The following is a 10,155-nucleotide window of genomic DNA, read 5'->3' as shown; positions in this document are numbered from 1 at the left end:
CCCCCCCCCCCCCCCCCCCCCCCCCCCCCCCCCCCCCCCCCCCCCCCCCCCCCCCCCCCCCCCCCCCCCCCCCCCCCCCCCCCCCCCCCCCCCCCTTCCGCATGATCTCGCCCGAACCCCGAACCCCGAACCCCGGGAGCCGGTAGGCCGGGCCCCTCAGGCCTGCCGTCGTACGGCGATGACCGCCGCACCGAGGACGCACGCGCCGGCGGCGGTGAGGTAGGCGAGGTGGTAGCCGGCGAGCTGGTCCGTGCCGGTCGCGGCGACCAGGACCATCACCGCGACGCCCGCACTGGCGCCGATCTGCTGCGCCACGACGTTCACCGCCCCGGCGACGGCGTGCTGCCGCGCCGGGACTCCGGTGAGCCCGGCGGACGTCATCGAGGGGAAGTTCAGCCCCTGGCCGATGCCGCTGAGCACCAGGCCGGGCAGCACGTACTGCACGTAGCCGCCGTCGTGCGGTGTGCCCAGCCACAGTGCGGCACCCCCGCCGATCAGGACGAGGCCGACCGCCATCAGCGTGCGCGGGGTGAACCGGGCCAGCAGGCGTCCGGTGGCGAAGTTGGCGGTGAGGAACACGGCCAGGGACATCGGCACCAGCGCGAGACCGGACTCGAAGGGGGAGTAGTCCAGCATCCCCTGGAGGTACAGCGGCGCGAAGAACAGCAGCCCGACCGATCCCATGTACTGGAGGAAGGCCGCCAGGCTCGCGGCCCGGACCGACCTGATCCGGAAGAGGGCGAGCGGAAGCACCGGGTCGGCGGTGCGGTGCTCGCGCACGAGGAACAGCGCCAGGAAGGCCACCGCGGCGCCGAGGACGATCCACGCCGTCGCGCCGTCGCTGCTCACGCCGACGACGAGCAGGGTGAGTCCGAGCGTGCCCGTGATCGCGCCGGGCAGGTCCAGTCGGCCGCTGTGCCCGGCGCCACCGGGCAGTCCGGCGCGGGTCGCGGCCAGCACGGCGAGCCCCAGCAGCACCGAGAACCACAGCACCGAACGCCAGCCGAAGAACTGGGTCAGTACGCCGCCCAGCAGCACCCCGCCGCTGAAGCTCGCGGCGCCGACCGCCGCGTACACGCTGAAGGCCCGGTTGCGCGCCGGACCGGCCGGAAACGTCTCGGTGAGCAGGGCCAGCGCGGCCGGCCCGGACAGGGCGGCGCCGATGCCCTGGGCGGCGCGCGCGCCCAGCAGCACCGCGGTGTCCGGGGCCAGCGCCCCGACCAGCGCGGACACGGTGAACAGGGCGACCCCGATCTCGAACACCCGCCGCCGGCCGAGGACGTCGGCCAGTCGGCCGCCCACCAGCAGGAAGCCGGCGAACGTGACGGCGTAGGCGGTCATGACCCACTGGAGCGTGGTCTCGTCCAGGTCGAAGCGCGCTCCGACCGACGGCAGGGCGGCGTTGAGGACTCCGAGACCGCTCACGTCCAGGGCGAGCGCCCCGGCCAGTACGCCGAGTGCCAGTCCCGGCCGGAGCGCCGGCTTGACCGCGGTGTCGGTGCTGTCGGTGGTATCGGTGGCGTCGGTCATGCGGGCCTGCCGTCGACGTCGCGGCCGGTGGGACCGGCTAAGGAACGGTCGGCATCGACTGACGCCGCATCAAGATTCTCAACTGCCATGGGGGTCAGCTTGCATGGGTCACTCAGCCGCTGTCTACCCCAATCGCGTGCCGGTGGAGCGCGCCTTTCGCGGGGTCGTGCGCCTGTCCCGGCCGGGGCGCGGTGACGCGGGGGCGCTGCTGAGTCGAGGCGCCATTTCGGACCGCCGACAGCTCCAACTCGAACCGGACACTTGGAGATCAAATCTCGCCACTGCCTCAACCGGCCCTCGAATGGCGCTTGTCTCACCATTAACAAACTGGCACTCTGCTGTCCGCCGGTCGGATTAGCACTGACGATCCATTTTGCCTCAATCAGCATACTCGTCGCGCTTGACCAAATGGACCTTGGAGCCCATCGACAGTAGCCGTGCAGGTGAAGAATCCGCGTACGTGATCCTGTCGTCGATGCACTCGCGGACCGATGTGACCCAGAGATGCCCGTGATTTCTCCCGCGGTGAGAGCGAGCTGCGCCGCCAGCCGAAACAGCGGTATACGAACGGTAGTTCTCACTCGCTGTGAACGCGGAGGTCGGAAACGCCGACCCCATCCGCACGCCAACCGTCGGCCCCACCCAGGAACGTGATGCGGCGAAGGGGACCCTCCGCGTCATGAGCCGCCCCCGTGTCCGGCTGCCCGGGTGCGGACCGAACCCCCCCGACCGGTCGGCCGTGAAGCTCCACCCGTCCATTCCATCCGCCCTGTTGAGGGAGTCGCCGTGCCCCGAGAGCGCGCAGCGCGAGACATTTCCGCCGTAACGGATTTCCTGCTTTCCCGTGTTGTCGAGCTGTTGGACGTGTCCGCGAGCGCGGTGGACCGCTCGGCGCCGCTGCACCGGTACGGACTGGACTCGCTGAGATCGGTGACGCTCGCGGCCTCGCTGTCCGAGTTCCTCGGCTGGCAGGTCCCGGCCACCTGGATGTGGCAGTACCCGACCGTCGACGGGCTGGCGCGTGCGCTCGTCGACGGTCCGCGTGCCGCGGAGCCCGCCCCGAGTGCCGATCGCCGCCGCCTGCCCTCGCACGAGCCCGTCGCGATCGTGGGCATCGGCTGCCGGTTCCCCGGCGGGCCGGACCCGTCGTCGTTCTGGCAGCTGCTGGTCGAGGGCGGCGACGCCGTCGGGCCGGTACCGGCCGCGCGACGCGAGCTGCTGAACGACAGGGTGCGCTGGGGCGGATTCATCGACGGCATCGACCGGTTCGATCCGCTGTTCTTCGGTATCTCGCCCCGCGAAGCCGTCCAGATGGACCCGCAGCAGCGCCTGATCCTGGAACTGTCCTGGGAGGCGCTGGAGGACGCGGGCATCGCGCCCCACAGCCTGGTCGACAGCGACACCGGCGTGTTCATGGCCTCCTGTTGGGGCGACTACGCCGCCCTGGCGCACTACCGCGGCCCCGACAGCCAGATCACCCCGCACACCGCGACAGGCATGCACGACGGCATCATCGCCAACCGGGTCTCCTACGTCCTCGGCCTCCAGGGCCCGAGCATGGCCATCGACGCCGCCTGCGCCGGATCGCTGGTCTCGGTGCACGTGGGGTGCCAGTCGATCTGGCTGGGCGAGAGCGACCTGGTGCTGGCCGGCGGCGTGAACCTGAGCTTCGTCTCCGACTACTACACCGCCATGGACGCGATGGGCGCGCTCGCCCCGGACGGCCGCTGCAAGTCCTTCGACGCCCGCGCCAACGGCTACGTCCGCGGCGAGGGCGCCGGCGTCGTCGTGCTCGCCCCGCTGAGCGTGGCACTGGAACGCGACCTGCCGGTGTACTGCCTGATCAAGGGCAGCTCCTCCAACAACGACGGTCTGAGCAACGGCATGACGGCGCCGAACCCCCAGGCGCAGGAGAAGATGCTCCGCACCGCGTACCAGCGGGCGGGCATCGCCCCGCACCTCGTGGACTACATCGAGTGCCACGGCTCCGCGACGCCCCTCGGCGACCCGATCGAGGCCAACGCGATCGGCGCGGTGCTGGGCGGCGGCCGTACGGAGCCGCTGCGGCTCGGGTCCGTCAAGTCCAACGTCGGGCACCTGGAGGCGGCCGCCGGCATCGTCGGCCTGGTCAAACTCGCGATGTCGATGCGCAACGGTGTGCTGCCGCCGAGCCTGCACTACAGCGCGCCGAACCCGCAGATCATGTTCGACGAGTACAACCTCACCGTCCAGGACCGGCTGACGCCGTGGCCGCGACGCTCCGACGCCCGCCGGGGCGGCGTCAGCTCGTTCGGGTTCGGCGGCGCGATCTGTCACGTCGCCGTCGAGGAACTGCCGCGCCCCGAGAGCTCGCTGCTCCTGCTGGCCGCGGACTCCCGGGAGGCGCTGGCCGAGCGGGCCCGGGCGCTGCGCGACGAGAGCGACCTGCGCGAGCTCTGCCGCCGGACGCCCGGCGACGGCCCGTTCCGGCTCGCGGCCACCGCCCGCGACATGCCCGAACTCCGCTCCCAGCTGGACGCCTTCGGCAGCGGGGCGACGGCCGCCGGGCTGAGCGTCGGGGAACGGACCGGACGCAGGCCGCGGGTGGCCTTCCTGTTCTCGGGCAACGGCTCGCAGTGGGTGGGCATGGGCCGGCAACTGCTCGCCGGAATGCCCGTGTTCCGCCGGTCCATGATGAAGTCCGACCGGCGGATGCGGGAACTGCTGGGCTTCTCGCTCGTCGAGCAGCTGATGTCCCCGGACGGCCGCATCGACGACATGGACGTCTTCCAGCCGCTGCTGTTCTCCCTCCAGGTCGCGCTGGCCGAAGCCTGGCGCTCGCTGGGGGTGGAGCCGGACGTCGTCGTGGGGCAGAGCGTCGGCGAGTTCGCCGCCTCCCACATCGCCGGCGTGCTCGACTTCGACGACGCCTCCCGCCTGGCCGCCCACCACGGCCGGCTCCTCCAGCAGCTCGCCGTGGGGCGCGGCGAGGGCATCGTGGTGATGACCGCCGCCGACGAGGTCGGGCCGTACCTGACCGGCCGGCTCACCGTCTCCGGCCACAACGGCCTGAACTCCACCCTGGTCACCGGCACACCGCAGGAGATCGACGACCTCGTCCAGCGGCTGACCGCGGCGGGCGTCACCAACCACCGGGTCCGGATGGGCCACGCCCCGCACTCCCCGCTGGTCGACCACGTCCTCGCCCCGCTGAAGGTCGAACTCGACGGCATCAGGCCCCGGACCACCCGCATCCCGATGATCTCGACGGTCACCGGCGAACGCGTCGACGGTGCCGAGCTCGGGCCGGACTACTGGGCGGACAACCTGCGCCGGGAGATCCGGGTGGTCGACGCCCTGACGAAGCTGCGCGACCACGACGTCGACGCGGTGATCGAGATCAGCCCGCACCCCGTCCTGCTCAAGTCGGTGTCGGAGATCCTGACGGCGACCACCCTGCCCTCGCTGCGCCGCGGCGCCGACGAGGCCTCGACCCTGCTCGGCTCGCTCGGCGCCCTGTACACCGCCGGCCTCCCCGTCGCGGCCCACCCCTTCCTCGCGGGCGACCGCGGGCGGCACGTCACGCCCGGCCGGAGCGACGCCGCCGCCGACGAGCAGGTGCACCTCGTCCCCGTCACCGCACGTACGGCCGGCGCGCTGGCCGACACCTGCCGCGAGCTGTCCAACCACGTCGAACGCGACGCGGGCCTGCGGGTCTCCGACCTCGCCTACACGCTCGCCGCCAGGCGCACCCACCACAACCACCGGATCGCCCTGTTCGCCCGCAACCGGCAGGACGTCCTGGACGGCCTCGCCAGGGTCGCCGCCGGCCAGCCGCACCCCGACGTCGTCACGGGCACGGTCTCCGGCAGCGTCGACCGGCGGGTCGCGCTGGTGTTCTCCGGCGGCGGCACCCAGTGGGTCGGCATGGGCCGCGAACTCCTGCGCTCGCACGCCGGCTTCCGCACCTGGATGAACGCCTGCGACGCCGCCGTGCGCGCGGCCGGCGGCTGCTCGGTGCTCGACCGGCTCGCCGCCCCGGCCGACGAGGCCGGGTACGAGGAGATGGACTTCCAGCAGCCGGTGCTGTTCGCCCTCCAGGTCTCGCTGGCGAAGGTCTGGCTCGGACTCGGCATCCAGCCGACCGCCGTCGTCGGGCACAGCCTGGGCGAGGTCGCGGCCGCCTGCGTGGCCGGCGCGCTGTCGCTGGAGGACGCCGCCCGCGTGGTGGTCGCCCGGTCGCACCTGCTGGAGCGCAAGGCCGCCGCGGGTGCCATGATCTCGGTCGACCTGCCGGAGGCGGAGCTGCTGCCGCGGCTGGCCCCCTACGCCGCGCACGCGGCCGTCGCCGTGGTCAACAGCCCCACCAGCGCGGCGGTCTCCGGCTCGCCCGAAGCCGTCGACGCCCTGGAAGCCGACCTCAAGCGGGACGGGATCTCGACCCGGCGGATCCGGGTCGAACGGCCGGTGCACAGCCCCGGCATGGACCCGCTGCTCCAGCCGCTGCGCGCGGGCATCGACGGCATCACCCCGCTGACGCCCGGCATCGACTTCCACTCCACGGCACTGGCCGACACGGTGAACCCGGTCGCCGACGTCGACTACTGGGTGCACAACCTGCGCAACCAGGTCCGGTTCGCCGAGACGATCGGCGCGCTGGTCGACCAGGGCGTCGGCACCTTCATCGAGATCGGCCCGCACGAGACGCTGCGCGGCGCGGTCGAGGAGATCGCGCTGACCCGTGGCGCCCAGGTGCACGCGATCAACTCCCTGCGGCGCGACGAGAGCGACCTCCGCTGCCTGCTGGGTGCCGCCGCGTCGTTGTACGTCAGGGGCCTGCCGCTGACCTTCGACCCGCTGTTCGCCGACGACGTCGAGGTCGTGGAGACGCCGCTCGTCCAGTGGCAGAAGGACCGCTACTGGATCGACACCGAGCCCCGCCCCGCCCACGCGCCGGCCCCGGCCGTCGAAGCCGCGTCCGCGCCCGTGGCCCGTGTGGTGGAGGAGGAGCAGCCGACGGAGATCCGGCCGGTGGCGGAGGTCGTCCTCGCCGAGCTCGCCGACGCGCTGGGCGTGCCGGTGAGCAGGTTCGACGTGAACGCCAGCATGCTCGACTTCGGCCTCGACTCGATGCTGGCGATCCGCCTCGTCAACAGGCTGCAGTCGCTGTTCGGGCACCGGGTGTCGCCGGTGGTGTTCCTGGACGGCCGGTCCATCTCCGAGGTCGTCGGCCACTTCGTCGAGCTCACCGCCGGACCGGCCGCGCCCGCGACGGCACCGCCCGTACCGTCGGCCGCCCCCGCCCCCGCCCCCGCCTCGGCCCCCGAGGCCGAGCCGGACCGGACGTACCTCGACGAGCTGTCCGAACTGGACGCCGAGGAGCTGGTGGACGAACTGGACGCGCGCGGACTGCTGGAGGCCACCGACGCACCGGCCCTGGACCAGTTGCGCGCCGACGGCCTCGGCCTCGCACTGGCACCGGCCTCGCACGGCCAGGCCTCGCTGTGGTTCATGCAGATGGTCGCGCCGGACGCCGTGCCCTACAACTTCATGGTGACCGCCCGGATCCGGACCGCCGTCGACGAGAAGGCCCTGGACCGCGCCGTACGGGCCGTGATGGAGCGCCACCCCGCCCTGCGCACCCTCTTCGTGGAGGCGGGCGGCAGCCCGTACCAGGTCATCCTGGACGAACCGGTGTACGAGTTCGTCGTGGCGGACGGCACCGACCTGGACGACGAACAGGCCCGCGAGGAACTGGCCCGCTACGGGCACGAGCCGCTCGACCTGGACAACGGGCCGCTGGTGCGGATCGTCCTCCTGACGCGCGGTCCGGCGGACCACTACCTGCTGGTGCTCGTCCACCACATCGCGTCGGACGCGGCGTCGGCCGACGTCATGATCCGCGAACTCCAGGAGTTCTACGAGGGCGCCGACCCCGCCGACAGCGCGCCGGTCGCCCCGTACACGGAGTTCGTCGCGTGGGAGCGGCAGTGGCTGGCCGGCCCGGCGGCCGGCGCGGCCCTGGACTGGTGGTCGCAGAAGCTGGCCGACCCGCCCGCCCACCTCGACCTGTCCACCAAGGAGCGGCCGCCGGGCGTCACCTACGAGGGCCGCGACCTCGCCTTCCGCTGGAGCGCCGAAGAGACCCGCCTGCTGCGGGAGTTCGCGGTGCGCGAAGGCGTGTCGATCAGCACCGTCGTGCTGGCCGGGTTCTTCGCCACGCTCAACCGCGCGGTCGGCACCGAGGACGCCGTACTGGCCACCGCCATCGCCCAACGCGCCGAACCCGGCTGGGAATCCGCCATCGGCTACTACCTCAACACCGTGCTGGTGCGGGCGAACCCCGCCGGTGACCGCAGCTTCCGCGAGCTGCTGCGCGAGGTCCACGCCTTCTCGCTCGGCCTCCTGGAGCACATGAACTACCCCCTCGACCTGCTGGCCTCCCAGCTGCGGCCGCCGAGGGCCGAGGGCCGCTCCCCGTGGTTCGACGTGGTCGTCAACTGGCTCTCCTCGGACGCGTTCCCCCGGTCCGTCAAGCTCTTCCACGGCATCGGCGACACCATCACGCCCGACGGCGCGCTGCCGCTCGAACCGCTTCAGGTGCGCAGGCACCTCGCCAAGTTCGACCTCGAGATCTCGATGGCCGACATCGACGGCGAGGTGGCCGGCCACGTCCAGTTCAAACCGAGCTACCTGGAAAGGCAGACCGTGACGGCACTGCTCGCGCTGTACCGCACCGTGCTCTTCGACGCGATCGCCCAACCCGACCGGGCCATCGGCGACTTCGCGCCGACCGGCCTCCCCGAGGAGACGGACCGGTGACCGAAACCCTGCACTCCGCGTTCGTCGAGCAGGCCCTCAAGAACCCCGACGCGACCGCCGTCTACTCCGACGCCGGCGTCCTGACCTACGGCGAACTGAACGAGCGCTCCCGGGAGTTGGCCGAACGGCTGGTCGCCGACGGCGCGGGCCCCGGCGTCCCGGTCGGCATCTGCGTCGAGCGCACCCCCGACCTGCTCGTCGGCATCCTGGCGGCCCTGCGCGCCGGATCCTGCTACCTGCCGCTGGACCCGAACTACCCCGCCGACCGGCTGACCTTCATGGTCCAGGACAGCGGGACCCGTCTGCTGCTCACCACCCCCGCGTCCCGGGCCAGTTGCCCGCCCGGCCCGACCGTGGTCGTGCTCGGGGAGAACGTCACGACCGAGCCCGGCGCGAAGCCCGTCGCGGTCGTGCCCGGCGACACCGCGTACGTCATCTACACCTCGGGCTCCACCGGCAGGCCCAAGGGCGTGGCCGTCCGGCACGGCGGCTGCGTGGCGATGCTCGCCGAGATGGACCGGGTCCTCGACGGCTGCGACCTGAGCGGAGTCTCGGCGGCGAGCTCGGTCTGCTTCGACCTGTCCGTGATGGAGATCTTCAACGCGCTGTGCCGCGGCGGCGCCGTCGTGCTCGTCGAGAGCGCCGTGCACCTGCCGGAGAGCCGGTACGCCGACCGGATCACCCACCTGAACGTCGTCCCCTCGGTCATGAACAGCCTGCTCGACGCCGGAGCCCTGCCGCCGAACGTGCGCACGGTCGTGTTCGGCGGCGAGGCCCTGCGCCGCAAGCTGGTGGACCGCACCTACCGGGAGACCGGCGCCGACCGGGTGTTCAACGCCTACGGCCCCACCGAGGGGACGGTCTTCTGCTCGTTCGGGCCGGTGCCCGAGGACGGGACCGACGAACCGACGATCGGCCCGCCGACGACCAGCGACCGGGTCTACGTGCTCGACGAGCAGCTGAAGCCGCTCCCGGCCGGTGAGCCCGGCGAGCTCTACCTCGGCGGCGCCGGCCTCGCGCACGGCTACGTCAACCGGCCGCGCACCACGGCCGAACGCTTCGTGCCGGACCCGTTCCGCAACGGCGAGCGGATGTACCGCACCGGGGACGTCGTCAAGTTCACCGACGGCGGCGAACTCCGCTTCCTCGGCCGCACCGACCACCAGGTCAAGCTGCGCGGCTACCGCATCGAGCTGGAGGAGGTCGAGGCCCGGCTGACCGGCTGCCCCGAAGTCCGGGAGGCCGCCGCCGTCGTCCGGGGCAACCGGCTCGTCGGCTACGTCGTGCCCGCCGGCGACGACGCGCCGCAAGGCGGCCCCCGGCTGGACGCCGCGCTCCAGAGCGCCGTCACCGGCAGGCTCGCCGTCGAACTGCCCGACTACATGGTGCCCGCGACGCTCGTGGTCCTGGCCGTCCTTCCGCTGGGGCCGGGCGGGAAGCTCGACCGCAACGCGCTGCCCGAGCCGCCGGCCGCCGACAGCGGCGGGCCCCTGACGGCCGCCGGCACGCCGACCGAGGTGGCCCTGTCGGAGATCTGGGGCCAGCTGCTCGACCTCGAACCGTCGAGCATCGACGTGCAGTCCGCCTTCTACGACCTCGGCGGGGACTCCCTGCTGCTCATCCGCCTCGCCCGGCTGATGACCCGGCGCTTCGACCGCCGCGTCCGGGTGCCCGACCTCTTCAGCTTCCGCGACATCTCCTCCCTCGCCCGCTGGCTCGACGACGAGAGCGGCGCCACCCCCGAGGCGGTCCAGTCCGCCCGTGCGCGCGCCAACACCCGTCGGGCCGCGCTGCGCGGCCGCGGCGGCGCCACCGGCCGCTGAG

The 10,155-nt window shown here is 72.8% G+C and carries 3 protein-coding genes; 2 read left to right on the top strand and 1 reads right to left on the bottom strand.

Annotated elements, in window-relative coordinates:
- Window positions 1–156: 156 nt before the first annotated feature.
- Complete coding sequence (locus tag AC07BF_RS09715) at window positions 157–1,530, bottom strand: MFS transporter (protein WP_363588798.1); 1,374 nt, start codon at window positions 1,528–1,530, stop codon at window positions 157–159.
- Window positions 1,531–2,394: 864 nt separating this feature from the next.
- Between AC07BF_RS09715 and AC07BF_RS09710 the strand changes: the two genes are divergently transcribed.
- Together AC07BF_RS09710 and AC07BF_RS09705 are read left to right on the top strand one after the other, a co-directional pair.
- On the top strand, window positions 2,395–8,331 hold the full coding sequence (locus AC07BF_RS09710; protein ID WP_478333174.1) for an acyltransferase domain-containing protein: 5,937 nt from the start codon (window positions 2,395–2,397) through the stop codon (window positions 8,329–8,331).
- On the top strand, window positions 8,328–10,154 hold the full coding sequence (locus tag AC07BF_RS09705; protein WP_478333169.1) for a non-ribosomal peptide synthetase: 1,827 nt from the start codon (window positions 8,328–8,330) through the stop codon (window positions 10,152–10,154). Before AC07BF_RS09710 ends, AC07BF_RS09705 begins: the two co-directional genes overlap by 4 nt.
- Window position 10,155 lies beyond the last annotated feature (1 nt).

The sequence above is a fragment of the Kitasatospora sp. NPDC043950 genome, from assembly GCF_056435345.1.
The sequence above is the reverse complement of the archived record's forward strand: the minus strand, read 5'-3'. Positions and strand labels throughout refer to the sequence as shown.